Here is a 26,416-nt window from a genome sequence, read left to right as displayed (position 1 = left end):
AGGGGTGTGCAAGTTGCTCTCAGCTCAGACCAGAAGTTTTATCTCTCCTCATAAAAAGTGCATCAACACTGGGATGTCCAGCTGCTGCGTCACTGGCCTAAACCCATTGACGCTGGCCAATACGGCGGCGGAATATCTGCCTGCGATGGTTTTGATTGCTCGCCCTCATGGCCAAATGCCGCACAAGCACCGACCAGGGCCTGTGATCAGATTCCACATCGAGGAGAATTTGCTCATCAAACTGTGTCGATAGCCATCAAGAAATGATTCGCACCGTACTCACTGCTTCCGCCCTTGCACTTGGCTCTCTTGTGACACCTGCCTTTTCGGAACTCAAGAACTCAACGATCGAATATGGAAATTTCAGCTTCACCAATCCCCTCATATCAATCAATTATGCGCAGTCCTGGCATGAACCTGTTGAATATGCACTTGCGATAACAACCAAGGATCCAGTCAAGGCAGACAATGGTCAAGGGCAATCAACAGCACTTTTAGTGAACTGTAAATCAGGCCGTTATTCCATAGCCCTCGGCAATACTCGAGAAAAAAAATTCGAAGAAACAGTTAAACTTTATTTTGTCAACTTTTGCAGTTTTCACAAAAAAACATTCGATCATGCCCTCTGGTGATAACCCGACCATTCCCTAACAACCAAGGGCTTCACACCTTGGAAGATTGATAGCAGCGGCACCGTCTTGGTCTTCTGACAGCCATCGTTGCGAAATACCAAACAAAGACCGCCCACTTGTTGATCGCCATGCGCCGAAGAACGGTGTCGGCTGTTTAATGAACGACCAGCGGGGCAAGGTTTCCCAGTTCAGAAACGACAATCCAACCACGCACGCGCAGAGGGTCGTTTAAAAACCATGCCAATACTTCCTTAACCCACTGCAACTACTGATTAACCAAGATTATTTCTGAACACTTCAGCCTTGAGATCCCAATCAGAACCAGAATCTGGAATGCGAAAATCAATAGCATCCCAAACTGGAATAGATAGATAGTCAGCAAGCATTGACGCGTCTTCCCGGATTGCACGCAGTGCACCGTGATCAATAATATTGATACGCTCTCCATTCATACAAACAAGATTCAACTCATAGCTGTAATAACTGTTTTTATTTCCACTGACATATTCTCGCAATAACTGAATTGCACAGATATCGTCAAAACCGAAAGACTTTCCATTGTTGTAAACAACTCGCGACGAACCATTGAAAACTGATTTTTGCTTAGCAAGGCGCCATAAGGACCAAAGTCCAAATCCTAAGAAGGATAGGCTAATCAACACGCCAATATCCATTGCCCCTGTGGAGAAGGCCAAAACACAAAATATCAATCCAAAAACAGCAAATAAAATTGAAAACAAATATGCGACAAAAGTTGGCCGAAACTCGATAGAGCTGTTCATAAGTCCAGGCATTCTCTGCAACCTGTGCGTACAGAAATTCGTACCACCTCTAATCAGGGGGTCCCACGAAATCCTGAACGCCAATTCATCGTTGAAGCTTTCAAGATTAAGAATTTCACGCTTATCCTGAAACAATGAAAAAAAGCCGCTGAGAATGCCCATGCCGAGAAAAATAGATCAAGTTCAAGCTAAGTGAAAATTTTTTTTAATGACATAATCACTCAACATGTATCAACCTGATTTTTTTGATTGCATTTACAAGATAAGGACCTGGGAAGCCCAAGCCACTGCTTCGCCACAATGCCATCGAAGTATGGGAGACCATTCAGAAGTTACGTGGATGGAAACGGTGCCCCCTTGGCGGTGATTCAAGCCGATACTATGACTGCTCAACAGATCTGATATGTATGCCAGAAGAGCAACTCAAAGCGTTTCTTGAGAAAGTCAAAGGCGACACCAACCTTCGGGAGAAGCTCAAAGCAGCAGTCGATTCCGATGCAGTTCTTGCGATTGCCAAAGAAGCTGGGTTTAGTATTTCTGCTGATGACCTGAAGAACGAACAATCCGGATTGATTTCTGAAGAGGAACTGGAAGGAGCCGCAGGGGGTGCAAGCACGATGAATCTAGAGTGCTGCGGGAAAACGCTATGCCCAAAACCCCTAACCATGTGTTAGTCCTGGGAGGACTGAAAAAACCTTGCTAAAAAAACTTTTTACAGCTAAAATATTAACTCCTGCAGTAACAGGGGCTTTTTATTTCATCAATAGCCTCGCTAATCCCATAATCAAGCCTTCAATCCCTGGCACGATTGAGCTCAGTTGAGCAAAGATGAGGCAGGGCTTAATCAGCTATCAAGCCTGCTATCAACCAGCAACTCCGGCCAACACTCGTTCAGCAGCAGCGATCAATTCCGACTCCCTGGCATTAGTGCCGTAGTTCTGCGCATAGTCGCTAATAAACAACTATAGCCATTTATCGGCAAACGCAGCGCGTATGGTCTTTGCAAAGCCCCTTAATACTGCTTAATTAGCCATCCAATAACTGGCGCTAATAAATATTTAGCTCTGCCACGAGTGGGAGTTTTTGTCACCGACTCAAGAGCAACAACGTTGGAACTGACTACTGCAGCTCGCATCAGCAGTCAAAGCAGGGCAATGTACCGAGCAATTAGGCGTTGAGCTCAATGCAGCGGTCCCTGCACCTGTCGTTATCGCTGAGCGGCGTTGCAGCACTGGCTCTCTCTAACGGGGCTCTGCTGTCTGCTGCTGCTCAAGAGACAGGCAGCGCAGAAAATCTCGGGGTGATGGAAATCAACCTCAAGGATGCCGTCAAGTTCAACTGGGGATTTCAAGGCGCACTGCAAGGAGCAGGCACACCGAATCAGGCTGGTATCGGCGGCTTCTTGCCAATTGCTGTTGGCGAGAACAGTGTGTTCTTTGCTGATGTACTGCTCAACGCCAACTTCTCTGATCGTGAGGGCGATAGCAGCATCGTGAACACCGATGTCGCTGGTACCACCGTCAGCACCTCTACTCGGCTGGGTTACCGCTGGCTGAATGGTGACCGCTCCTGGATGTTCGGGGTGAATGCTGGTTACGACAGCCGGCCGATGAATACAGGCAATGCTGATTCAGGTGTCACGCTCTACGACAAGGAAAGTGTTTTCTTTCAGCAGGTTGCTGCAGGCTTAGAAGCAGTATCCGATAGCTGGAACTTCAATGCCTATGCCCTGATCCCAGTTGGAAATACAGAGCAGCGTCTCAATAGTCGTTATTACGGCGGTGCTCTAAACACTTACGGCTTGGATGTTGGTTATGCAATCACCCCTGAGTGGGGCGCCTCCATTGGTTATTACTACCAACACGGCGATGACCTTTATGCAGGTGATGCATCAGGCGTGCTTGCAACTCTGGCTTATGAAATTACCAATGGCCTAACATTTGGCGTCAACGTCTCCTATGACGAGGCCTTTGAGACCAGAGTGTCAGGTAATCTTGAGTATCGCTTTGGCACGGGTAATGCAACAACAGCAGAGAAGAAAACTTGGCAAACACCAGTGATTCAATCACTCACCGAATCACTCAAACATCGTGACGTAAGGGTGCACGACGGACATAAATTCAATAACCAGAGGTGTGGAAACAATGGTGGCGCGGATGGAACTTATAAGGTTGACAACAACGCATCGAAGCATACAACAAGGTTCAATGTGAGAGTTAGAAATCCGGTCGGGCATGGATTTCACCATGAAAATTGGAAGTATCATTGCGAGAACAGACGCGCTGAACCACCCGCGGCCTACTACCCATACCAGTATTGGGTACACTCACGACAATAAACATTTTGAAAGCGAGTTTGACAAATCATTCCATACTTAAAAGTCTCTTCAAGAAACGGGATCTTTTATTTCTTTAAATACCCTCCTAGACCCATAATTCCGCCTCCAACACCTGGCACCCAAATCGTTCAAGAATGTCTTCCATTGATGGCTTCTGCATTGAACAATTCCATTTCAAATATTTGGGCAAAGTAAACTCAACCTCTGCATTCAACATCTCTACTAACGTGCTTATCTCCTCAAGTGATTCGCCGCGGCAATAGCCTTGAATTACAAGCGCTGATGCCGCTTACATGCCTAAATCTCACCACAACTTGATGCCACTCCTCTGGGGTTTGATTGAGTCGAGCATCAAATGCGAATGGGAGTTTCTGTTGCCCTAGAGATGCACGCTATCTCTTGCTTCTGTTGCTCCTAGTGCTCTGTACCAATCGCTCCAGCATCCTTGAGCCCCAATGGCAATTAATGGCTCCCCTGGCGTGGCACCCACCTGCAGCCCACCAATTCAGGCCAGACAGCTTCTATGGGGCGGCAAAAGAAGGATTTGGCTAGAGCTGGGAAATCCTTGGCGATGCGCTGAGTGGCTATAGACGTGGCTGGAGCGACAACCTTCTTCACCCAAGTCTGACAATGCTGCCTGCAGTAGAGACAATGGAATGAACTAAGCCCTTTCTCACAGATGTCAGAAGAACAACTCAAAGCCTTTCTTGAGAAGGTCAAAGGCGACACCAGCCTTCAGGAGAAACTCAAAGCAGCAGAGGATGCCAATGCAGTAGTTGCCATAGCTAAAGAAGCGGGATTTAGCATTTCTGCTGATGACTTAGGAAAAGGTCAAAATAATGAGATATCAGATGAAGAGCTTGAAGGCGCGGCTGGGGGACAGAAGGTAACAGTCGATAGCATTTACTGTACGGAATTGCCCAGCACCCACAAATGCTGCTTTCATACAACTAAATGCGAACAGTAATCAAGGCATCTAAAAGTAGTTTGAGTTTACACACTCAAAGCTCATTCAAATCCAGGGGCTTTTTATTGCCTTATTAGGCCCTGGAATCCTACAAATAAACCTTCAATACCTGGCACGATTGAGCTCAGGTGGAAGATTTCAGCTCGTCTGATCGGCAAGAGCTGAAAGAGGCCATCACTTCAAATCCAGAATTGGGTTGTATTGCATTGTTCGCCAGCATCGGTCGGGCGAAGGCAGTGCTGAGCGAGGTCAACCCTTTCACCTCACCTGGATAACCGGTGACGGTGGCGGCTGGTGATCTGCTGGTGCTGCTCTCTTCTGCACTGCGTGGTGTGCACTGAGTGATGGCTGCGAAGCGAAGACCACAAAAAGGGTCGGTGGAGTCAACTCCGAGCCAATACCCGACTGCACACGCCTGCTGAAAACAACGCAGCCCGGCAACGGTGCAGGCAGTTGATCGATGGCGGCGCTGATGCAGTGGATTGGCTGGATCGGTTCACCGCTTTACATTCCGCAATGATCCGCTTAACATTTGCACATCTGCAGAAAGTTCATGTTCGGTACCTCTGATCTCCTAGTCCTGATCGTCAGTTTCGGCGCTGCTTGCTTCACGCTCAGCCTCTACAAGGCAGCTCGCCCCGCTCAGTGATCGGCTGACTGTCCAGTTTGAGATGGACCGTTCGGGTTAAATCTCTGCGAGAGTCTTTTCTCTCTAGACGCGGTCAAAGACCATCGACAGTCTCGTCATTCTGTCCATCAGCCTTGTTGTCCTGGTGCTGATGGTGATCAGCTCGAAGCTCTACAGCCGCCAAGCTGAAGGCTGAAACCTCCCGCAGCAAGGAAGTTTCTGTCCCCCGCAGTGGGGACATCCCCTCGGCTTGGTGATGTGTTTTCGCCTTCACCCAGCGACTGTGAATACAGATGAAACACCACCATGAAAGCGATACCTCTGATGTCTGCCCTTGTCAGGATCGCGGCGATTACAGGTTGCAGTAGCAGCACACAAGCCGTGTCTCAACCAGATAAGGCAACCCCGCAGATTGTCTATGAAGGCGACTGCGCATAGCTTGACCCCGAAATCAGCTGCGAATCTCAGTCATTTGCGGGAGGCTGCTGATTTGCTCATTCAGAACGGCTTCGACAATGCCATGGAGATAAGCCGCTCGCCGCAGATTTTTCATCGTTAAAGATTCAGGTTTGACCGTGCTCATGGAGTGAACAATCAGCTCCAGGGCAAACAAATTCTCTTTGCGGTTCATGGGACAAGTGCCGGTTGACCTCACCATTTCCGGATTCAGCGCCTAACTCGGTGACCTGCCTCATGCAGGGCTGTGAGGTTGGTCACACGCTCTTTCGCTCGAAAGGGGGATGGTGAATTCAAGCCATCTGATCGATGGTGAAACCAGACAGGACAACGCCATGGAACCCATCACCGCCACCGTCGTCATCGTTGCTCTTGTGGCACTGGCTTGCTGAGCTTCACCATTTCAGCGAGCTTCGCTTCTATCAGCCTGACTTCAGCGTTGCCTTCAAGTCTTCGCAAAAGTTGAAGTGTTTCATGTAATAAAACAGCGAAGAGGTATAAGAACTCAAATCGACTGCTATGAAGAATCATGATTCCACTTTTATGCCATGAGCAGCTCAGCCGTATTCCCTTTTACAAGCATTCTCATTGTACCCGTATTTTTAACAATTTTATCCATCCCAACTCACGCACAAGATGTTATGGGTATCTGCACCTGGACCAAAGGAAATTCGCAGCCGCGAAAACAATCTTGCACGATGCAGCATTTAAATTCTGGAAGCCTGACGATAACGACTCACAGACGCAATTATGTTTTCAAGCCCTATAGCTCCCGAGGTGGCTATAAGTACGACAACAGGATTTTTCAATTACATGGAGATTTAAATGCAGACTCCAATAACGAGACTTCCTTCAGCTTGATCAGCACCGAAGCCAGTAAACCATTTAAAAAATTAGTGTTCCAATCAGAGAACCCATAGAAATAAATTTCATGTGTTGAACTGGCTGCCCAATATCACAACGACCTGGACAGATTAAACATGAAAAGCAAATTAGGGAAAACAAGAAATATTTAACTCTGAATTTTCAGTGGATTGAAATATTGGATGAGCATCCCGGTTTTTATAGATCCATTGAGCTCCGTTGCCATCCACATAAGTTCTCTTACGGACGATTTCATCCTCGCCATCCCTTCCAACTCCAGGGAGGACTTCCTCTGTCATTGGTCCTTGGGCGTAAAATTCAATAACAACCTTATGACTTGAATCCATAATTCTCACAATTTCCGAGCCGGGCTTTTGAGTTTCAACAATTCTTAGACCATGACCGATTGACATAGGACCCCTACATCCCCAGGCAAAGTTTTTTGCTTGGACTGGAAACAAAAAAATAGATGCTGATAATGTATTCGTGAAAATGAGTAAGATAAAATTGTTCATTTTTCCGCATGAAATTTTAATCCAGCTTAGTCCGCCATATGACTTGAAAAAACTGGATGCGAACAGCAGCAATGAATGAAAGGGATGGGGCTGAACACCACCGCGTGATGGAGCGGGAGTGTTGGAAATGGGGCAGTGGACTCAGTTGCACACCAATGAGTTGCTGCACACCCAGGGAAACAACATTGCAGCCAGGCAAGGCTGCAGGGAGCTGATCAATGGCGCCGCGGACGCAGTGGATTGGCTTGAGTTGACGGGCAGAAATAATTCAGACAATCAAAAACCCCACTCGTGAGAGCGGGGTGAAGTCGAACATGCTGATGCGCTTCTAAAACGAGAAGTTCAGGCTCAGAGCTGGCTGGCGGTGTCGAATCACCCGCACTGGAGCCACCAGGCGTCTTCGAGGCATGGCACCCACACGCACAGTTTTCACATCTCCCCTGAAAACACACCTGTCAAGTCGAGCTGAGTAGCGATGGCGATAACCGCAAGCTTGATCTGCAGCCCATTGTTGTTGTGGGCTCCTCAGGACATCAGTTCTGCGAACACACCGTTGCTGGCTCGTAGAAAAGCGACCGCGAGGACCACATCCGTCCAACGCGTGGACTGGAGACGTCATGGCAAGCATGGAAGCTGATCCAACCAAAGCCATCGAGGAAGCAGCAAGGATCTGTTTGTAAATCATGGTTGTGAAGTGGAGTGTGAACTGCGGAGAGGTTCTGTACCGCCGCAGTTCACACCATCCCCGATTTCAGCGTCTGTCTCGATGACCTGGCTCATGCAAAGCTGTGAGATTGCTCACAGACTCTGTCGCTCGAAAGGGGGATGGTGATTTCAGACAGAACAACGCCATGGAACCCATCACCGCCACCGTCGTCATCGTTGCTCTTGTGGCACTGGCTTGCTGACCCTCACCACCTCGGCGAGCTCTTGGTTCCACCGACCTATTTATGCTTGGTTTCCCAGGCACGGTGCCGCCTCATCATTCATTTTGAAATGGATTTCACCAGTCCATTTGAATCTCCTATCTCGACGGTAAATCGTCCCCAGCGCTTTCCGTGATCGGCAATATTGAAAAATTCGTTGACTGATCTTCCTTTAAGATAGGCCATGGTGAGTTCATTATTTCCCGCAGCGGATGGGAACCTTGATTTAATCAATCCATTTTTAATAAACTCCCAACGACCAATCTCCTCTCGGCCATCATGCATCCTTAAATAGGCAGCAACCTGTGGCTCTAAGTAAAGAGAATACTCGTCCCCATCCTGCAACACGTCTTCTAACGTGTTGCCTACGATCAAGTTTTGAATTTCACTCGAACGAAGCTGCTTTGCTTCTTCTGTTAGCAAAATCGAATTAGCCTCTGAGGCCTACTCCGCTGACGTCGCAGCGGCGATCAGAGATAGCGAAAGAGCAACGGCCATTCCGCCAGCGATCAAATTACGACGGGAAATATCTTTATTATCCATAGAATAAGAGATCTTCTTGAAGTCATCGCATGCCTTCGTTGGTACACGGCTGTCAACAAGTCGGCGGTGGCTATTCAGCATGGACCTGAATTAGTTGACAAGCTTGATACTTGGCCCATTGCGCAACGCCCGGGGGCTAGCACAACAAATCAATAAACCAGAGCCCACCAATCAATGGATACAACTTAACCCAATGAGCGCTGCAGAGTAAGAATAAAACGACTACCAACCCCAACCTCTGAGTGCACTCGCACGCTTCCACCCATCCCTTCAATCAACATTTTGACGATGGACAAACCTAGGCCTGAGCTACTCTCACCACGGCGCAAAGACACTCCATCGGCACGCATGAAGCGTTCAAAAATACGTTCCTGCTGATCATCCGGTATCCCTTGACCATGATCAACAACACTGAATAGGATGCATTCGTCCTGAACCTCAAAATCCAAATCAATAGCGCTGTGTGGTTCTGAATACTTGACAGAATTACCGATTAAATTCTTTAGACACTGCACAAGACGATCATGATCTCCAACAGCCCAGACCGGAGGCTCAAATGCATGTTCATTCAATGTAATCGCATTGCCCGGAAAGGCTGCCTGCGCAAGACGAAAGGCTTCACGAAAGCTAGTCAAGCAATCAAACGGCTCCCTTAAAACCTTCAGCTGATTATTATCAGCACGGCTGAGATCCAAGAGATCACTCAGCATTCGATTGAGCCGCAAGACCTCACGATTAGCGAGTGCTAAAGCATCTCGAGATTGCACTCTCAGATTCTCATCACGATTTAGAACAGACTGTATAAAGCCTGAAATCACCGTCATTGGTGTACGAAATTCATGTGAAATAGTTGATGCAAATTGCTTCTGATCGGCCGATGATCGACGCAATCTCCCCACCATTCCGTTGAACTCTTGCAGAAGAGGTTGAAATTCACGGGGACGATCACGGCTGCTGAGGTCCGCACTTTCCAGCTGGTTCAGCTCAATGCGAGCGAGTTCAGATTTAATCCTGCGCACCGGACGAAAAACTAGTCTCAAACCAACCAGCAGGGCCACGGCCAGGGCCAGCATCAGCACTAACTCGGAGACCAGTTTGATCTGCATGAGCGTGCGCACCAGCGGCATGGAGTACACGGGACGTATGTACACATAGAACCCCGTCTCAACGCCACCTGGCAGCTTGACCGCCTGGACGGCCAAGGGAACATCTTCATCTGCCTCATCAACGGTGAATCCAGTCGATGAAGCGATGGCATCCTTGGCATACCGGGACAATTCGGTGATTTCGTAGAAACGATCCGCATCTCGAGTGGCCTGCAGACCCGCTTCACCAATGATCAGACCCACCTTGCCGTTTTCAAAGCTCAGGCCTTCAAGCCAGCTGCGATAGTCCTCAATCGAGCAACATGCATACGCCTCATCCACGGACATCTGATCCAAACGATCAGAGATCACGTTGTAGGAGGAGACGATCTGACGGGAAAGTGTTTCTTCGAGGAACTCGTTAAAAAAATGACGACGCAGCTGCGCTGTGACGACTGTGCTGATCACAGACTGAAGCAAAATCAGCAGAAGACTGATCCCGAATAAGCGACGGGCAATGGACCAGGAACGATGCTGATGTTTCATCAACCTCCTGAAGAGAGGACGCATCACGAGTCCTCACAAATAGGCCTGCCTCCATACATTGCCAATAAAGACTCGAGGCGCTGGTTTGTCATCTGCGGAAATTCAGGCGTCGGTAGCTCATATCCGGGGAAGCCGCGAGCATTCAGCACCACACGTCCCTCAAGACTAGATCGGTCGAGATTCAGAAACGCCTGTTGCACCAGGCGCAAGTGCTCTTGGCGCTGCAAGTCTTCTGGGCGATTCAGAGCCACCACGTAGTCATTTCGACGTGGTGTCCCAATCCACACAACAGCGAGTTGCTCGCGAAGTGATTCAGGAACGAAATGATCCTGCTGATCGTTGAAACTTGGCACAAATACGAAGTCAAGTTGACCATTCGCCACTTGAATCGGTAAGTGACGTTGCAGAGGCTCATGCGAGCAATAAGCCATCACAGATGGATCCAGTCCCTCTTCCTGTAAGGCCAGCATCGGTTGCAAGAACGTCGACCCAGAGAAGCGGCTACCAAAACCAACCCGTCTCCCCTTTACCGACGCCAAACTGGGCTCTTCACCGGAGTCAAGCTTCTCCATCCAACGCCGACGACCCAGCATCACAACCCGATACGAAGGCTTTTGAACCACCAATGGCCTCGCATCGGGCAAGGCCTTCAACAGGCGGTAACCGCCGTAAACCCCCACCAGAATCAAATCTGCCTGACCACGTTCCATCAGTGAATAACTATGGTCGTAATTAATTGCAGGAATGTATTTAACCGTCAAACCTGTTGATGATTTGAGATAAGTCGTCAAGTGCTGCATGCGCCGGCTCATCTGAGCCTGAGGTTCCCAAGGAGGTTCGGTAATCCTGAGATCTATCGATGCCGCCTCAAGGCTTGATACGTCTGGAGAAGTTTCTTGAGTACAGGACGTCAAGAACAGCAACGATGCCAAAATCAATGGCCACCGCCAGAGACCAATCCAAGCCATTACGCCTCATGCCACGAGGTATGAACACGCTAGGCATATGACTTGGTCATGGCCGCCCCCTCTTGCTTTGCCTACAGTTTCATCAACACCGCAACAGCGGCATGGCGGAAACAGACGTCGATATCCTGATCGCCGACGACGAAGCCAATATCCTGATGCTGCTCGAAATGGAGCTGCAGGCCGAGGGATACAGCACAACCTGCTGTGAGGACGGCGGAAAGGCCTTGGCCGCAATCCGTGAAGCGCAGCCTTCCATTGCACTGCTTGACTGGAATATGCCAGTTATCAGCGGATTGGATGTCTGCCGACGACTGCGTGATACCGGCAATCAACTGCCAGTGATCATGATCACGGCCCGCGACGAAATGGACGATCGCGTCGCTGCTTTAGAAGCTGGTGCCGATGATTTCATTGCCAAGCCATTCAACATCCGTGAGGTGCTGGCCAGGGTAAAGGCCCTGCTGAGGCGAAGCACCGCCGCCAGCCCCGATCAGCTCAGCTTTGGCGATCTTCATCTCAATGGCCCCGAGCGACGCTGCGATTACTCGGGGGTGACGTTAAATCTGACAGTCAGAGAGTTTGACCTTTTGGAATGCTTCATCCGCAATCCACGACAAGCCTTGAGTCGATCTCAGTTAATTCAGAATGTTTGGGGAGACGACTACTTTGGAGATGAAAATGTCGTCGACGTTTATGTGCGATATCTGCGCAAAAAACTGGAAAACGTGAAATCAGAACGAATCATTCAAACGATCCGAGGCATCGGCTTCGCCTTGAGATCGGAGGATCAACAAGGCTGAAAAGTCACCACTGCTTTCTTGTGGATCATTGCCAATCACGGAAGACATGAAAGCTTGAGAGCCTCTTTGATTGCAACTTTTCGGTTCATACACGCAACAAGCTTTGATCGCTTGAACCCACTGACTGCTGACTGCCTCTGAAGCCGCCGGGAAGGGAAGTCAACCAAGACTGTCTGTTGGCGAATGTGGCCCGCCAATGGGTGGTGCTTGAACGATATGGAAGCAGTCTGAACCCCACTCGGATCGAACAGGCCCAAAGAGCATTGATGGTCTGAGTTGCACCTGTCCAGGCGATGATTGAAAAACATCTGCAGGTTTTTCGATGGCACGCTTCATGATCCACTGGTGCGCACCTGATCCCACGAGCGAGAAATACACCCAAGCGATCGTGGATTACATCAAAGGCGGCAAACCCATGGATGAATATGCCGGCTTCAAAGTGCTGGCACGTCAGATCCACCCTCACCTCGGTGGAGGTGTGCTGCTGGTGGACGCCGACAACCTGGCAGCCGTGCAGAGACACACTTATCCATGGACCAAGGGACTCGGTGTCACGGCGACGATCACCCCCGGACTCAGCGATGAGGAGTATGTCGAACTGGAAGAAAGCATGGCCAGTTGACCCAAGGGCCGGATCCAAGTGCTCACATGCCAACAGGTTGAGCTCAAACCAAGTGGAGCCACCGCAAGAGCTGGCTCCACTTGGCTTCGAGATGGAAGCGGTTGATCCACGCAGTGAGAACCTGAACTACAAAACCGGCAGGGCCGAAGCTTTGGATGACGACAACACGTCAGCCGAACGTCCTTCCGTTCCAACCCAGGGCACTCGCGGGAACATCATCAAAGGTGATGTAAATCCTGTCGGCAGGGATTCCAGTTCGAGCCGTGATCAGCTCACAGAATGCTCTTGTCATCGCAGGCGGGCGCAGGGCCCCAATCGACTTGACCTCAACGAATGCAGCAGGAGCGGATGTGCCGCCGAAGGTCATCGGCACACCGGTCTCGAGGAGCGTCATCACATATTCCTCAGGTTTACCGGTCTGCTCGGCAAGCATCGCTGACATCTCAAGCAGCAGCTCGTCACAACGATCAACAGAAGCCAACGACGTCCGCAGATTGATCAGGGGCATGGTCATCAGTTGCAAGAGTCACTGAGTCTGAACACAGAGCTGTCTGCATGTGACCCGTACTGTGCAGATCTTGCTGGCATGGACGGAGAGAAGCTGGTCCACAAACACATCGTTGAAAGACAAGCTTCATCACAACGAGCAACAGAAAAATTTTTCATGACCCTTCAACGAATCACTGAGCTTCGTCGAACACCAATTCATCAATCTCAGAACATTCGCCATCAGTGCTGGCAGTCACTAGGATTTTATCATTAGAGGCAACAGTTTTCACAGAAAACTTACCCGGCGGTTGGATCCACACAGCACGTTTCGCTTCGAAACTGAATCCATCCACTTCACCGGCACGCGAATCTCGAATCACACCATCAACGATTTGAATATCATCCCAGCTTTCTGCTCAAGCCCCAATACTTCTGCTGTTGACCAAATCAATCTTGAAAACAATTGATCCAGAGCTCACATCCTCTGACAATACTCTCATCGCATCCAACAGAGCCTTCGTCTTGACAACTTCAACCTCACAATTCAGATGAAGGTAATCATCAGCCCGAGCAGGCGAGACCGAGAGAATCAGAACCCCAAAAAGCAAAAAGAGTTTCACAACAGGAAGGATGAGGTCAGCAAAAAACAAGAGGCTCAAAGACGATGGCTGAAAATCTAGGATTTAATGCACGTCTTACCCCAGTTGAACATCAGGACCCAGAAAAAGACAGCGCCTCCCAACGCAACCTTCCAGGTATGACTAGAGAAAAAGCCGTCTCTCTCAATCTTCTTTGCCTTATTCTCATCGGTACCGTAATTAGCTGCAAGAGTATGCACAAGGCCGTACAGCTGCAAACAAACAGCAAGACCTACAATTCTTGCAATTTCAGCAAACAATTGATTCATGAGAGACTTGGCATTAAGGGAAGACTACCAAGCAACCAACTAGGCTGATTAAAAAGTTCAGGTCAATGACCACAAACAGACTGATACTGACTTCCTTATCGCTTGGTGTGCTCGTGGGCCTGCTGGCAGTCGCTCAGGGGATGAAGACGAACAGCAATGAACAGAATGAGGCAATGCCAGCCACTGAAGTTTTTAACACAAAATAATATCCAGAAAGAGTGGTGATAATTCATCTTGTCGACATCATCAACCAATGCTTGCCAACGATCTACTGCAATCAATAGCGGTAACGCTTGGCCACTTCACCCTTGCCTTTCGCTCCCTGCTTGTTCTGCCAGGAGCGGTTAACAACTTTTTTATTTTCGTACCCGAGTATTTGATTGGTTGCACTGTCTTCTCTACACCAGCGTGCAGAGACTTGATGATCAATCATTTCACGGCCGTTCTGATCCTCATCCACAAGACCAGCGAAGAAATCGATCTGAAATGCTCTCGTTTCTGCTCGGAATCTTTCAGCATCGCTGTAAGCTGTTAAATCTTCCTTGTCGATCTCGCTTAAGACAAGTTTCAACTCTTTCGCTCGATCGACTGGTTGAGCTGGCTGCTCATCTCTGAAGCTAATAATCATCACTTCAGCTTGCTGAGCTCTCCACTTTTCACAGGCTTCTTTCGCTTTCAGGTCAGACGGATAACGGCATCCTGCAAGACCGAACGAAAGCAGTGTGATGAGCAGCGATTTCATCATGGGCTCGATGAACAACCAAGACCTGCACTGATAAAGCCAGCCTATCAAAACGATGCGATCAAAACCTGCATTTGCATCATTGTGACCTGGCTGAATGCCTGCTCTTTTTTTGAACCACATTCAACACATGCAGTGGCCAAATTGACGATGTTGTGATGACTGCAAATTGAGGGTTGGTCAGTTGATTCGCCCGGACATCGCTGGAGAGTTGGGATAGCCGTCCAAGCAGGTTCGGTTTTAGACCTTGATTCCGAGAAGTGATGGGGCAAATTAGTTGTATCCCATCGTGTAGAGGTGAGGCTGTGATTGGACAAACCAGGCTGTATTGCAGCAAAGGCGATGGATTCCGCCTCGTCGAAGTACCAACAGAGCAAGCTTCAAACGAAGCCAAAAGGCTCAACAATCAAGGCTGGCGAGTCGATGCTGCCATTCCTGTTTGAACATCAGAATGTCTGCTTAGACAAGTCGGCATGCAACAAAAACACCGGGAAGCACCGCATGGTGGCAATGCGGCACATCGACTCGAAGTCAGACGTGATAAAAAAACAGCCTCGATTGAGAGCGCTCATTCCCAAGATTCATTCTCAAGACGATCAACCAGTCTTCAATGCTTCAACCGATGACAGCCGTGTGAGAGCACGACTGGGGATGATGGTGTTTTGGGTTCTAGCACTGCAGAGACACCCACAAGAACAATCACCAGTTCTGACCTATGGGGTATGTGACCGAACCAGAAGCGCTTTATCGCTTCAATAACACACTGCTTTGACCACACTGAGACGTGGTGCTGGCTTGAACTCAGCATGCTGCTGGAAGCCACTGCAACAAGCTCAACAGGGGGGGGGGTCGCTAGGAGCGCCAAAACTCCCTCAAAAGCCACAACGGCCAGCGTCGCAACATTTGATCGTTTACAAACCGTTACTGTTCGATTAAATTGTTAACACTTAAATCGCGATGCCTGATGGCTCATTCGCAAAGCTCTGTCCAATCGACGTCTGCAATGGACTACGAACAGCTTCTGGAGGAAATGGAAAAGCTGAATATCGCAGACCTGCTCTTGATTCACCGCCGAATTTCCATGCGGTGAACCCAATCCTCGAAGATTGTTGGGACCAAAATATCGAAGCGCTTAACAGTGCAGCGTTCACGGTAAATTTCAGCCAATACAACAGCCCCGAGAATTAAACTATCAAGCTCAATCAATAGCAATACTGGAATCTGCAACATTTAGAATAAAACAATCAGAGATCTCAGTGGACATACAAATCCATGGATAGTACGTGACGAATCGCTTTCAAAGCGATTGAAATCATCCATTGCTGAAGTTCAACACGCGTCTGATCATTGGCACAATGTTACTGAGTCGCAACTTAATAACTGCGGATCATCACGTTGACTTCCATTAAAAGTGATTGGGAGGAACCAAGCTGGCTGTGCCCTGGCCAAATCCTTCCAATTTTGAAGACATCAACATGAGCCGTTGAACTCAGCTGAGTTCAACGGCATCAGGGTGGAGCAGCGTCAATCCAGTTCAGCGAGAGATGCTTGAACAGCAGCTCACCCGCGGACAGTGGTCTTTTGATCGTGCTTGACGGGGCGCTGACGGCTTTTCAGAGCCTTCAGCATCCCCTTCTCAAGCGACGTCAGCTTGGGAGCGGTCTCGTGCATCGCAGCCCTCGCACGCTCTTTCGCGGCATCCATGAACCTCTCTGTCTTGTCCTTCGCTTCAAAAGCCATGGTCGTCTAACGGTCCTCCATCAAAAGTTACACACACAACTCGACGATGTCCGCAAATCCATCCTGTCTTCCAGGCCTGAACCGGACAAGCTGCCTGAGAACCCTTGCGCGCAGTCTGGCGTTGCACCATTAGGCCAAATCAGCCGGCATGAGAAAGCCGTGGAGCCGCCAGAACCGATCGAGACAAGTGGAGCTGCTGTCACACAACAAGGTTTGGCCATCGCAGCAAAACTCAAGATCAACGAACAAGACGTGAAACACGATGAAGGACAAATGCTCAATTCAAAGCAAGTCGAAAAATATGACCCTCATTCTGAAAAGGTGCGTGAGCATGGTGTGAACACAATTCACAGCAAGCAAGTTCAGCGAGTCAAGCAGGATTCGCAGATACACAATCCATCAACGACGGAGTGTCAAGGGGTCTCGCCCCGAGAAGAAATCTCTCGCTGTATCTCTACACGACGCAACTTGACCCAGGCCTGTCCAAGTATGGTCGCCTTCTGAGTATCGACGCGACCAAGATCAGCATCGCCAGGAAATTGGCGCCTTTCTGCGGCAAGCAACTCCTCCTGTTCTTCGTTGGTCAGCATGGGAGTCCACTTTCGAAGCACCACTGTAGAGAAAAGATGAAGCATGCCTGGCGAACGACAATACGCAATCATTGAATAAGTCCTAATGCTTATGGCCCCTTCCAGATGAAGACCGTAGAAAGCACCTAACGCCTTTGGCGACATCAGGTTGTGAGGTTCTGATCAGCGAAGCTGGAGAGCCATGCCATCACGAAATGACCATCCGCCCTTTGTCGGGGTCAAAGCAGGAGACTTGGTTCTCGTGCAGTCAACGCACAATCCCGATCCCACTGATACCAACTGGTGGATGGGATGGATTGTTGGCAACCCAGATCAATTCAAAGAGATTCATGGTGTGACGATGCTGGCTGTTGTCGATAGCGACACTGGAGAGATTCGGCATGTCAATGCCGAACAGACAACTCGATTAAGCCTCGCAGGCATGGAGCAGAACAAAGTTATCCCACTGATCAGAGGATGACCAGTAGCAACAAGTCATGCATAATCAGGAAGAAACTCATACCAGATATCACCCAGGTCGGCTGACCTTAATATTGGCAATAACGCTTGTAATTACACTGTCGGCTCTGATGGTTTTTTCAGGGCACCAGGCCTGGAAAAAGCAGACGCTTTTAACACAGTCGTTCGAAAAATGTATGGAAAAGGCACCCTTCAGAAGCGCAGTAAAATCAGACATTTCAGAAGAAACATTGAAACCTGAAGACCTGCAAAAACATTTTGATGAATTCAATCAAATCTTCGATGCAACCGGTTTACCACCAATCTGGAATGGACAAAAGCTGCTTCCCTGGAAGGAATACCACCAAAAATCCATCCAGATTGCCCACGAATGTCATCAAGAATTGGGAATCACACGACCCCAACAGCAGCTACGCGGCTCATACGCCAAGCCGGTGTGGGATCCAAAGTCAGAAATCTGGCAACCTGATCAAGCTCCAGGCTGATCTCAGAGCTTGAGATGTCGAACCTTGAGCACTGGTTCGACAGCGAATCATGCCTGGGGTGACGTTCGTCTTCACTAGCCCGCACCAGAGCTCAACAGCACCTGTGATGTCACAGCAAACAATCAACAACTGATCGCAATGATCGAATGATCCACCTGATGGTGTGCGCTGAGGCCACGGGGAGCTGATCCATAAAGACATCATCATGGAGTTGCAGAAGGCGAGGGTCCAGTGGCATCCAACACTCAGCCTCTAGCAGGTCTCACCGAAAGCCAACGCCTTGGACTGCGTGATGTCCTGCTGGATGTCAGCAAAACCAGAACCTGGTCATGGGAGCTTCCAGTCCTTCTGCGAGATCGATGCTGGCTGCGACTCGATCGAATACAACTCAGAGAACTGATGCGATGCATCCCTCCGGATGGACGCGATGAGGCACCTGAGCTGGTGCACTACCAGCAGCTCAGGGCGCAAGGGATCGATCCCTTACTCGCTCAACAGAATTGTTGGCTGGAATTTGGAATGGAAGATTGTCAACGTGCTCTGCATGCCTACTGGCAGAGTCAAGACAGAACAAACCATGGCTGGTCAGCGCAAAGGTATCGACAGCTTGTGAGCCTTTACCGAGACCAGATTGAACGAGGTCAACCGTCAGTACCAATGCTGATCTTGGCGCGTAAGGAAACTGATGAGGAACACCAGATCCACTGGATTACGGAACACACTCCATTCAAAGAACTTGTCAATAAAAAGCCATGTTTTTGCTGAAGCACAGGCTTACTGGGATCGTCAATAGTTTCACAGGCATGAGATTTTAAGTATGACGAGAAGCAGGACGTTTCATCACACCAGATGACTCCTTGGGAATGAAGAGGAATTTTGATCTCCACCGTCCGTAACACGAGGCTTTGCGAGACTCAACTGAACACATTCAGAGTGGAATAGCCCAATTCTCACCGCCAGGAAAGTCATTGGTTGAATGATTGAAAACCCTTCGATATCGGCAAGCAGAAAGACAAGCGTTCAAATGATACAAGAATGCGTATTAAGGCGCTCATGGAGGGTTAGAGCGCAGTGTTAATCAATGACAACAGAAGAGCTGCTTCCATGAGGCCAAGTTTCTACGAATTTAAAACCAACTATGACGGCCAGCCGGAGCAATGGAGAAAAAGACTGATGGCCATTTACAAGACCGATGCAGATGCCGCCATTGCAGCATGGACCCTGATCATGTCGATGGACGATTTAATGCTGGAAGTCGAAGAAACGGCCATATTTCTGGACCAGATCTACTCCAACAAATAAATATTCTTAATTAGCAGAAACCTATGAAATCACCAGAAGGATATTCCTTTATACACAAAACAATTAGCAATGCATCAGCAATGTCAACCAACTTATTCTGGAGCTTTATTCTTTTAGTCTTTTGCTTGCTGGCATTACCTACTCAAGGAAATGCAAGCACTCTGAAGTTCAATATCGTCACCGATGAATTCTATGGGCTTAATGCAGAACGAATATTACTTGTTCCCGTTGCTGATGCAGCCGATCAGACTGTGCTGATGACTGGCAAATGCACAAGCAGGGCAGCAAGCGACCTCTATCTTGAAGATGGACCTGAAAATGCCAAAGAAAAATGGTTTGTTGTAACCGAGAATGACCACATCAAACCTGATCAAACAATATGCCTGACAGGAAATTTACCAGCTTGGTTCGAAAAAACAGCATCACTCCGTTAGCACAAATTTAAAACACATAAGCATCGCATTCTCTCAAGCAAATCTCTCAGATTGGCGTTCGTCGATCCAATCCGTGGCGAAATCCACAGTCAAACAGAACGTGAATAATTGACTCCTCGACCTGGAAATGAATAGCAGCCATTGACGGATCAAAGCAAGAGACAACTCAAGCCATGGCACAAGATATCAACATAGAACAACAACAATAAAAAACTCTGAACAATGGGGAGCCTGGCAATCCGTAGCTAAAGAAGAGAGTGGACGATCATTCCATCATGGCAAAAAAAACCACAATTCTTTCGGATTTCAAAGCCTTTATCAATAAAGGCAATGTAGTTGATCTGGCCGTTGCTGTTATCATTGCAGGCGCATTCGGGAAAGTCGTTAACGCAACCGTAAAATTAATCATGACGAATGCACTTGAGCCGGCATTAGAAAAAGCAAATGTTCAATCCTTGGCTCAATTACCAGGGGGAGAAATCATTGTTGCGACGATCAACTTTATTGTGATTGCTTTTGCCTGCTTCATTGTTGTGAGAATTGTAGAGAGAATGAAACGGAAAGAAGAAGCCGTTGAATCCTCAAAGCCAGACCCGCAGGCTCAACTTGCCTCAGCCATAACACGACTCACTGAAGTTATGGAAGAGCGATCATCTTAAAATTAAAATCATTGATGGTTGATCATCAACATCCAACGCTTCTGAAGAGAAGACTTGGTCAAGCGATGCGTGATGATCAACTGTCCCACCCAAACGCTGTGGTGAAATGTATGACATACACAACTTCAAAGAGATCCAACAATGAAATCTCGATGACATCGTCGATGCATTCAATCTCAGCAACTGTTAAGCAGCCTTACGTCGTCGCAGTGAGAAGTTTGGAATGAAGCGCTTGAGAGTGTCGACCTTCTCATCCAATCTCTTCTTGGCAGAGGCCAGTATGGCTTCACTCATCCAGAAGCTGTAGAGCTGTACAGCTGTCACAAAAAGGACTGCGCCAACAACAACCAGAACAAGACCGGACAATTTGCTTAAATCCATTGAGCATCGCATGCATCCCTCTAATCAATAGACATGATCCTTGGGTCTGTCAGCATTCCCGCTGGTTCAGTCGCGAATCGTTAATCCGGTCGGATCTATGGCTTGGGAAAAGTCAACGGTATTAGGCATCACAATCCTTCCTGGCAAGACGTCTTGAATCTCGTTCAAGACAAACTGACGCGATTGAGAATGAACGAGTAGATACTCTTGGCAGAAAGACGACATCGAGCATATCAAGCTAGTATTGACTGACATTGTCTGATGCGCTCAGGCCAGAAATCCTGCTCATGACCACTGAAATATCAACATGAATCATGATCTGAATGAAGAGCTAAATTCACGCTCAATTGAATTAGAAGAATTGTCGAAAATGATGCCAGACGATCGAATTGCAAGAATCGTCTGGTCCAGAATCCAAAATGATTTAGAAAATAAAGACAGTCTCATCTATGGAATCCAATACTGTATTTCAAATATTTATCATTTCATCAAGATCCAGATCCAGGAAAACGAACAGACTCGCGACGCACTCATCAGCTGCAAGGAACTGATTGAACATTTGGGATGGAAGCCTGAGGATGTACTAGCACAAAACCATTCAAAAACTATTTTTATTGACTACATCAAAGAAGTTGTGGCAATGTATACAGACACAAGACAACATCATTGCGAAGAAGCCCAATGCATTCTCGCAATGAATATGATTCATATGGTTTTACAAGACATCGAATACGTCATCAAAACAAGACCCGCTCAAGAGAAACGCTTGCTCCCAGCGATGAAAACAGCAGCTAATTTAAGGAATCAAATGCTTAATATCTTCGGATATCATCCCCAAAAAAAAGATACAGGTCTTGAAGAGTGATAAACCAACAAATACACCACATTGAGTCGCAATAAAAACTTAAAGCTTCCACAACAAGCCTTTAATAATTGACTTCAATCCCAGCATTTAGCACTTTAATCTTGAGCCATTCGTCATACATACGCGGCTCAAAACGACGAACAATCCTTCCCCTCACTTTGTGAAGAAAATCTCGGTTTGCAGTCACATTGTATTCATACAATTTCTGATCGGCCATAGACTTAATCACCAAGTCGCTCAACCTGATCAATCCCAGATCTGAAATATCACTCGGCGACCAATTCTTGAAAAACTCCACCAGATTACATTCACCGGCTTTAATGATTTTAATCTCTCCTCCAGAATGCTGCTTCCGGTAGTATTCCCATTCGATCCGATCATCAATTCTGTTACTCCAAAGGGCTGACTCATGAGCGCTCTTCCAAACTTTTTTACTCGGCATCGCAAATCACACTACGATTGAATGATTTATCATAATCAATATCGTCCTAAACATAAAGTGAAAAAAGCGCAGCTCGACTCGGTGCGTGCAGAATCAAGAACCAGTGCCATCAACGGAAACGCATTCCACAACGCGAAGGAACGACCAGCAGACGAGCAATGCGATGCGATGAATGACAACCCTGAGAACGTCCGACGCCGCGATTGCCTGCCTCGCCATCTGACCTTCAATCATCTGTAGTATTGCTCTGCTGTTGTGTTAAACGACTGTTTAAAGATCCCAATGAGACATGAACATCGATGACGATCACAATTTACGGAGGTCCGCAAACGCGAGCATCGATGCCCCGGTGGTACCTGGAAGAGAAAGGCATTCCTTATGAACTCGTCGACATCGCCCTGAGTTCGGGGCAGAACTTGCAAGCCGACTTTCTTTCAATTAATCCCTTTGGAAAACTTCCGGCAATGTGCGACCAGTCGGTCAAAGATGCAGAAGGAAAGCCGGTCACCTTGTTCGAATCAGGCGCCATTCTGCTTCACCTTGCCGAACATCATGGCGGGGAAGCGATGATTTCGTCTGAAAAGTCTCAGATCAGCCAGTGGACTCATTTCGCCAATTCGACTCTGGCCTTTGCCATTTTTGTTCCAGACCAGAAAGCGAAAATACTCCCAAGACTGCTGAATCAACTTAACATTCAGCTGTCAAAGGGCTTTCTCGTCGGCAACGCTTGGGGTGCTGCTGACTGTGCTGTGACAGCTTACCTTGCCTATATCAAGCTGTTTTTTCCGAATGAAGATCTCACTCCTTATCCCCAGATTAATTCACTAATCGAGGAGACCAAAAAGAGACCTGCCTACAAAAAAGTCATGGGAATCAGTTGAGCAATCACAAAGCTGTAGCAACAGCTAAAAAATAATCTATGAAACTGAATCAAATCGAGCGAAGTCACAAGAAGGCGAACCTTGTTACGCGAGAAAGCACCATTTCTCATATTCACCGTTAGGGTCAACGGTTTCAATACTGCAAAGTTCGCGGTTACATATGGATCGATCACATCCAAAAACACCTGCAACCTGGGTGCTGCCTGTTTCAATCGCCTTCACTGGTCTCTGCATCTTCGGAGCAGGCTTGGTGATCCACGAACCTTTGGAAAAAATCGCCACCCGCCAAAGTCACACCATCATCATCAAACATGCAATGACTGAGCCTCTGATCATCGAACCCACCAGGCCTTGACCAGCACTTGAGTCTGCGTCATGGACAAGACTGAAATTGAACACAACAGAACATCCCGTTCCCTAGAGAGCCATTGAACGAGGCAGCAGCAGCACAAAACCTCTGCATCGAACAATCACTCACTGACGCCTGATCGCAACAGACTCTGGCGGGCTCGGACTTGCCTGAGGTTTCGCAGAACACAGTATAAATACTCATTACCATCCATAATCGATGGCATCCACCGGTTAACGCACTGAAGGTCTGGCAATGATTGCGTTTTTAGCCTTGTTCTGGATGTTTGTGCTCGCGGTTTATTTCCGCTTCCGGGATGATGAGATGAATCCAGACAGCTGATGCTGATCGCCGTAGCCCTGCTACTGCTTCTCTCTTTCTGCTTGTCAGAGGTTGAGGGATAACGAACGGGTGACCCTTGATCGCAAGCCAAGGGCTCCATCATCGCGCCAATGAGCCCCCAAAGCGTGATGACTTGAAGCTGGGCGAGCTCTGAGGAAGCAAAGCTGTAAACAACGAAAACTGCGAGAATCAAACGTAGCCGTCAGAATGAAGATCAACAATTCATCAAACAATGGCGAAGGGCTACTGGCTGGCAACAGGCACCATCAATGATCCAAGAGGGTTCATGGTTTACGCAGCCGCCGCCGAGCCCTATCTCCAGAAATGTGGGGCAAAAATGTTTATCCGAGATGCGCACACTGACGTCAGGGAAGGGAATCCCGGCCATCTCACTGTTCTGATTGAATTTCCGAGCATTGAAGCAGCAAAAGCCGCCTATGAAGCACCTGAATATCAAGATATGATTCGCCTGAGAATGAACAACAGCGAAGCCTGTTTCAGCATTCTCGAGGAAGGAGACAAGCTCGCCCACTGAGCTTCACGAAGGATCAGCGGCGTGAACGAAGGAAGTCAACCACGAATCCAAGAAGGTCATTTCACCCTCCGAGAAGATACAAGTGATGCAGACTGATCGACAACCTCATGCCATCTTGAAGACCTGATCGTGGTCTCGACAGGATGCGATTGGTCGTCTACAAAACACCCGACACTGTCATCCTCTGCAGTGTCGGATTAGACGGCGGAATTGGATTGCGAGGGTGCAAGGAAACTCATTGGCGCCTGCGAACAACCTTCAGCGCTGATGCATCTTGGTCTTCATCCATTCAATAATATCTTGCTCTAACCACACCACAGTTCGTGCACCAATTTGTATCTGCTTGGGAAAGCTACCTTTTTCCATGTGGGTATAAATAAACGTTTTTCCAACACCAGTCATCTCAATCACCTGAGAAAGCCTGAGGAACCGAGGTACAACAGTTTCATTGGCCAAGGCAAATGATATTCGAGATGGGCATAGAGCAAGTCAAGAGCTCAGGATTTGATCACATCATGGCTTGGATGAGAATGCCCACTACGTGCGACAGCACGGCCTTGTCCTTGATGAGAATGGGCAATACCAAGCTTATGCAGCTTTGCATGCTCTTCAATCTGATCTGTCAACTGAACAGAGCCAGCACCGAATGCCGTGTAAATCCCATACAAGAGAGTCCCCAGGACCGCAACGGCCAGCGAGCCAATCATTAAATATGCAGAAAGATCTTGATTTGCAAGCTCCATGAATTCGTTGTAATGCTCACTGAATCTTGGCTGCACAAAAAACTCGTGCTGTAACGATTGCTTCGCCAAACATTTACAATTGGCATCGATACAGCCCTTAAAGATTAACGCTCACTCGTACATTACTTGTGCGCATATTGTGCGAATGCAACCAACAGCAAGACAACACGATGCAGATCTAAGTAAGCAAATGAGCGGCAAAAACACGCAAAAGCACGAGTTCGGCGATGCCACTATTATTTTTTATCAGAAAAAATTTTCAGCCGTCGCCGTAGAAGGTTCTGCGGCGAACCTCTGCGAACATCCACGAACACTGAACACCGTCTCAAAGGCGAAGACGAGCGGCCCGGGCCTGATGACTAAGCCGCCTGGCGGCTCTTAGCCAAACTCTGGTTTTTTGGCCACAGCAAATCAGGCCACGACGCACTGAGATCATGGCCATGAGCTGGCATGGCTTGACCTGTTAGCAAACCAAGGCGTCGCCCACTCGCAGACGCAACAACAAAAACTCGATGGAGCATTGGCAGCAGCCATGGCTCAGAGGAGGAACCAACACCTGGCGGCGTGATCTCTGAATAAGAGAACAACGCTCAACAACAGCACATTCGCGCTGTGACTAGTTGTACGATAGGTTTGCTTAACCGCGTTTTAACCTTCGAAGCACGTTCGAGAGACAAGTTCCTGAAAGCAGGTGAGATAGATGAATCCAGACAAACAGCACCGCAAACTTGTCAGGCTCAAGCTCAAAGCGGAAGTGTGCTTGACGAGAGAGCAAGCTCAGAAAATCATTCGCAAAGCGGATAAAGCCCACAGAAAGCTGTCTGAAGGCCAGAACAAGGCTGCTTAACGGCGCCAAGGGACAACAATCATCCAAATCCTTCGAACCGGTAGAGATGCGGGTCGACAGATGGGTTGATTGTGGTGACGATCGGTTGAACTGCCACCGTCTCGGGTCCATGGACGAAACCACACTGGCAATGGAGGAGCATTGGCCCGTTGAGGAGCAGCTCAAACGAGTCAATCAAGCCTGTGATCAGATCGAACAGATCCTGGATGACCTGGTTCAGGACACGGCATGTTCCAATCATGCAATTCGCGATCTGCTGAGCACACTGTCCGAAGACTGGTCTGACAGCCAGCAGCTGGAGGCCTGTTGATCAAGCCCCTGCTACACAAAATCAAGTCTCCTGACTCAATTCATTGCTCGTCGTGCAGCATGTGATGCGGGACGCTGAGGCCAACTGATGCCAGGTTGTCAATCCAATCGTCGACAGGTTCGATTGGTCGTCTAACTGCGACTCCGATGCTTCCACTGAGTGGAAGCATCGGACTAGGCGAGACCACGCACTCGCCGGGTGCTCAGCGAAAGCTGGCTTGAAACCCTGCGATGACGTGAGAT

33 protein-coding genes are annotated in these 26,416 nt (G+C 48.4%); 21 read left to right on the top strand and 12 right to left on the bottom strand.

All coding sequences use genetic code 11. The features are described 5' to 3' along the window. The first annotated feature begins 263 nt into the window (after window positions 1–263). Window positions 264–632, top strand: a complete 369-nt coding sequence (locus AC6EI9_RS13590; RefSeq protein WP_498468236.1) for a hypothetical protein — start codon at window positions 264–266, stop codon at window positions 630–632. Window positions 633–904: 272 nt separating this feature from the next. On the opposite strand, the gene AC6EI9_RS13585 is transcribed toward AC6EI9_RS13590, so the two are convergent. Further along, window positions 905–1,576 (bottom strand): hypothetical protein, encoded by a 672-nt coding sequence (locus AC6EI9_RS13585; protein ID WP_498468235.1) that lies wholly within the window; start codon window positions 1,574–1,576, stop codon window positions 905–907. A 245-nt stretch (window positions 1,577–1,821) separates the two neighbouring features. Between AC6EI9_RS13585 and AC6EI9_RS13580 the strand changes: the two genes are divergently transcribed. The 3 genes from AC6EI9_RS13580 (at window position 1,822) to AC6EI9_RS13570 (ending at window position 4,719) form a co-directional block, all read left to right on the top strand. Further along, window positions 1,822–2,088, top strand: coding sequence for a Nif11-like leader peptide family natural product precursor (locus AC6EI9_RS13580; RefSeq protein WP_498468233.1), 267 nt, complete (start codon window positions 1,822–1,824; stop codon window positions 2,086–2,088). A 509-nt stretch (window positions 2,089–2,597) separates the two neighbouring features. Beyond that, entirely contained in the window at window positions 2,598–3,752 is a 1,155-nt protein-coding gene (locus AC6EI9_RS13575) for a carbamoyl-phosphate synthase (RefSeq protein ID WP_498468232.1), read from the top strand. Between the two features lie 679 nt (window positions 3,753–4,431). Further along, the gene (locus AC6EI9_RS13570; RefSeq protein WP_498468231.1) at window positions 4,432–4,719 is read left to right on the top strand and encodes a Nif11-like leader peptide family natural product precursor; all 288 of its coding nucleotides are present in this window, start codon (window positions 4,432–4,434) and stop codon (window positions 4,717–4,719) included. A gap of 1,079 nt (window positions 4,720–5,798) precedes the next feature. Here the strand turns inward: AC6EI9_RS13570 and AC6EI9_RS13565 are convergent. From AC6EI9_RS13565 to AC6EI9_RS13545, 5 genes are all read right to left on the bottom strand, one after another. Next, on the bottom strand, window positions 5,799–5,978 hold the full coding sequence (locus tag AC6EI9_RS13565) for a hypothetical protein (protein ID WP_498468230.1): 180 nt from the start codon (window positions 5,976–5,978) through the stop codon (window positions 5,799–5,801). An 817-nt stretch (window positions 5,979–6,795) separates the two neighbouring features. Further along, window positions 6,796–7,254 (bottom strand): hypothetical protein, encoded by a 459-nt coding sequence (locus AC6EI9_RS13560; protein ID WP_498468228.1) that lies wholly within the window; start codon window positions 7,252–7,254, stop codon window positions 6,796–6,798. Between the two features lie 914 nt (window positions 7,255–8,168). Continuing rightward, entirely contained in the window at window positions 8,169–8,531 is a 363-nt protein-coding gene (locus tag AC6EI9_RS13555; protein ID WP_498468227.1) for a hypothetical protein, read from the bottom strand. Between the two features lie 305 nt (window positions 8,532–8,836). Further along, the gene (locus AC6EI9_RS13550; RefSeq protein WP_498468226.1) at window positions 8,837–10,282 is read right to left on the bottom strand and encodes a sensor histidine kinase; all 1,446 of its coding nucleotides are present in this window, start codon (window positions 10,280–10,282) and stop codon (window positions 8,837–8,839) included. A gap of 23 nt (window positions 10,283–10,305) precedes the next feature. After that, entirely contained in the window at window positions 10,306–11,082 is a 777-nt protein-coding gene (locus tag AC6EI9_RS13545) for a PhnD/SsuA/transferrin family substrate-binding protein (protein ID WP_498468225.1), read from the bottom strand. 269 nt (window positions 11,083–11,351) lie between these two features. Between AC6EI9_RS13545 and AC6EI9_RS13540 the strand changes: the two genes are divergently transcribed. Both AC6EI9_RS13540 and AC6EI9_RS13535 read left to right on the top strand, forming a co-directional pair. Next, entirely contained in the window at window positions 11,352–12,050 is a 699-nt protein-coding gene (locus AC6EI9_RS13540) for a response regulator transcription factor (protein ID WP_498468224.1), read from the top strand. 322 nt (window positions 12,051–12,372) lie between these two features. Further along, entirely contained in the window at window positions 12,373–12,672 is a 300-nt protein-coding gene (locus tag AC6EI9_RS13535) for a DUF3303 domain-containing protein (RefSeq protein WP_498468223.1), read from the top strand. A 169-nt stretch (window positions 12,673–12,841) separates the two neighbouring features. Here AC6EI9_RS13535 and AC6EI9_RS13530 read toward each other — a convergent pair whose 3' ends face one another. Continuing rightward, window positions 12,842–13,180, bottom strand: a complete 339-nt coding sequence (locus tag AC6EI9_RS13530) for a phenylpyruvate tautomerase MIF-related protein (protein ID WP_498470087.1) — start codon at window positions 13,178–13,180, stop codon at window positions 12,842–12,844. A gap of 645 nt (window positions 13,181–13,825) precedes the next feature. Between AC6EI9_RS13530 and AC6EI9_RS13525 the strand changes: the two genes are divergently transcribed. Next, window positions 13,826–14,116 (top strand): hypothetical protein, encoded by a 291-nt coding sequence (locus AC6EI9_RS13525; protein ID WP_498468222.1) that lies wholly within the window; start codon window positions 13,826–13,828, stop codon window positions 14,114–14,116. A 229-nt stretch (window positions 14,117–14,345) separates the two neighbouring features. Here AC6EI9_RS13525 and AC6EI9_RS13520 read toward each other — a convergent pair whose 3' ends face one another. Then, window positions 14,346–14,933 carry a hypothetical protein gene (locus AC6EI9_RS13520; protein WP_498468221.1) on the bottom strand — a complete coding sequence of 196 codons (588 nt, stop codon included), beginning with the start codon at window positions 14,931–14,933 and terminating at the stop codon, window positions 14,346–14,348. Between the two features lie 219 nt (window positions 14,934–15,152). Between AC6EI9_RS13520 and AC6EI9_RS13515 the strand changes: the two genes are divergently transcribed. Then, window positions 15,153–15,569, top strand: coding sequence for a hypothetical protein (locus tag AC6EI9_RS13515; RefSeq protein ID WP_498468220.1), 417 nt, complete (start codon window positions 15,153–15,155; stop codon window positions 15,567–15,569). An 801-nt stretch (window positions 15,570–16,370) separates the two neighbouring features. On the opposite strand, the gene AC6EI9_RS13510 is transcribed toward AC6EI9_RS13515, so the two are convergent. Then, window positions 16,371–16,550 (bottom strand): hypothetical protein, encoded by a 180-nt coding sequence (locus tag AC6EI9_RS13510; protein ID WP_498468219.1) that lies wholly within the window; start codon window positions 16,548–16,550, stop codon window positions 16,371–16,373. Window positions 16,551–16,709: 159 nt separating this feature from the next. Between AC6EI9_RS13510 and AC6EI9_RS13505 the strand changes: the two genes are divergently transcribed. The 8 genes from AC6EI9_RS13505 (at window position 16,710) to AC6EI9_RS13470 (ending at window position 21,725) form a co-directional block, all read left to right on the top strand. Then, window positions 16,710–17,054 (top strand): hypothetical protein, encoded by a 345-nt coding sequence (locus AC6EI9_RS13505; protein ID WP_498468218.1) that lies wholly within the window; start codon window positions 16,710–16,712, stop codon window positions 17,052–17,054. Window positions 17,055–17,321: 267 nt separating this feature from the next. Next, window positions 17,322–17,600 carry a DUF3104 domain-containing protein gene (locus AC6EI9_RS13500; protein WP_498468217.1) on the top strand — a complete coding sequence of 93 codons (279 nt, stop codon included), beginning with the start codon at window positions 17,322–17,324 and terminating at the stop codon, window positions 17,598–17,600. A 73-nt stretch (window positions 17,601–17,673) separates the two neighbouring features. Further along, window positions 17,674–18,084 carry a hypothetical protein gene (locus AC6EI9_RS13495; RefSeq protein WP_498468216.1) on the top strand — a complete coding sequence of 137 codons (411 nt, stop codon included), beginning with the start codon at window positions 17,674–17,676 and terminating at the stop codon, window positions 18,082–18,084. Window positions 18,085–18,315: 231 nt separating this feature from the next. Next, complete coding sequence (locus AC6EI9_RS13490; RefSeq protein WP_498468215.1) at window positions 18,316–18,849, top strand: hypothetical protein; 534 nt, start codon at window positions 18,316–18,318, stop codon at window positions 18,847–18,849. A 339-nt stretch (window positions 18,850–19,188) separates the two neighbouring features. Continuing rightward, a complete protein-coding gene (locus AC6EI9_RS13485; protein ID WP_498468214.1) occupies window positions 19,189–19,386 on the top strand; it encodes a hypothetical protein in 198 nt (65 codons plus the stop codon). 23 nt (window positions 19,387–19,409) lie between these two features. Continuing rightward, a complete protein-coding gene (locus tag AC6EI9_RS13480) occupies window positions 19,410–19,820 on the top strand; it encodes a hypothetical protein (protein WP_498468213.1) in 411 nt (136 codons plus the stop codon). A 275-nt stretch (window positions 19,821–20,095) separates the two neighbouring features. Beyond that, complete coding sequence (mscL, locus tag AC6EI9_RS13475; protein WP_498468212.1) at window positions 20,096–20,479, top strand: large conductance mechanosensitive channel protein MscL; 384 nt, start codon at window positions 20,096–20,098, stop codon at window positions 20,477–20,479. Window positions 20,480–21,167: 688 nt separating this feature from the next. Beyond that, window positions 21,168–21,725 carry a hypothetical protein gene (locus AC6EI9_RS13470; protein ID WP_498468211.1) on the top strand — a complete coding sequence of 186 codons (558 nt, stop codon included), beginning with the start codon at window positions 21,168–21,170 and terminating at the stop codon, window positions 21,723–21,725. 61 nt (window positions 21,726–21,786) lie between these two features. Here the strand turns inward: AC6EI9_RS13470 and AC6EI9_RS13465 are convergent, their stop codons facing one another. Next, complete coding sequence (locus AC6EI9_RS13465; protein WP_498468210.1) at window positions 21,787–22,167, bottom strand: hypothetical protein; 381 nt, start codon at window positions 22,165–22,167, stop codon at window positions 21,787–21,789. Between the two features lie 21 nt (window positions 22,168–22,188). Between AC6EI9_RS13465 and AC6EI9_RS13460 the strand changes: the two genes are divergently transcribed. From AC6EI9_RS13460 to AC6EI9_RS13450, 3 genes are all read left to right on the top strand, one after another. Further along, entirely contained in the window at window positions 22,189–22,407 is a 219-nt protein-coding gene (locus AC6EI9_RS13460; RefSeq protein ID WP_498468209.1) for a hypothetical protein, read from the top strand. Window positions 22,408–22,466: 59 nt separating this feature from the next. Beyond that, window positions 22,467–23,048: a glutathione S-transferase family protein gene (locus AC6EI9_RS13455; protein ID WP_498468208.1), complete on the top strand. Its 582-nt coding sequence runs from the start codon at window positions 22,467–22,469 to the stop codon at window positions 23,046–23,048. Window positions 23,049–23,971: 923 nt separating this feature from the next. Next, a complete protein-coding gene (locus AC6EI9_RS13450) occupies window positions 23,972–24,274 on the top strand; it encodes a DUF1330 domain-containing protein (RefSeq protein WP_498468207.1) in 303 nt (100 codons plus the stop codon). A gap of 258 nt (window positions 24,275–24,532) precedes the next feature. Here AC6EI9_RS13450 and AC6EI9_RS13445 read toward each other — a convergent pair whose 3' ends face one another. Then, window positions 24,533–24,730: a helix-turn-helix transcriptional regulator gene (locus AC6EI9_RS13445; protein ID WP_498468206.1), complete on the bottom strand. Its 198-nt coding sequence runs from the start codon at window positions 24,728–24,730 to the stop codon at window positions 24,533–24,535. 41 nt (window positions 24,731–24,771) lie between these two features. Further along, complete coding sequence (gene psbN / locus AC6EI9_RS13440) at window positions 24,772–25,086, bottom strand: photosystem II reaction center protein PsbN (protein WP_498468205.1); 315 nt, start codon at window positions 25,084–25,086, stop codon at window positions 24,772–24,774. A gap of 121 nt (window positions 25,087–25,207) precedes the next feature. On the opposite strand from psbN, the gene AC6EI9_RS13435 reads away from it, so the two are divergent. Beyond that, a complete protein-coding gene (locus AC6EI9_RS13435) occupies window positions 25,208–25,399 on the top strand; it encodes a hypothetical protein (RefSeq protein ID WP_498468204.1) in 192 nt (63 codons plus the stop codon). A 574-nt stretch (window positions 25,400–25,973) separates the two neighbouring features. Further along, complete coding sequence (locus AC6EI9_RS13430; RefSeq protein ID WP_136975551.1) at window positions 25,974–26,174, top strand: hypothetical protein; 201 nt, start codon at window positions 25,974–25,976, stop codon at window positions 26,172–26,174. Window positions 26,175–26,416 lie beyond the last annotated feature (242 nt).

The sequence above is a fragment of the Synechococcus sp. MIT2312 genome (assembly GCF_059772315.1).
The sequence above is the reverse complement of the archived record's forward strand: the minus strand, read 5'-3'. Positions and strand labels throughout refer to the sequence as shown.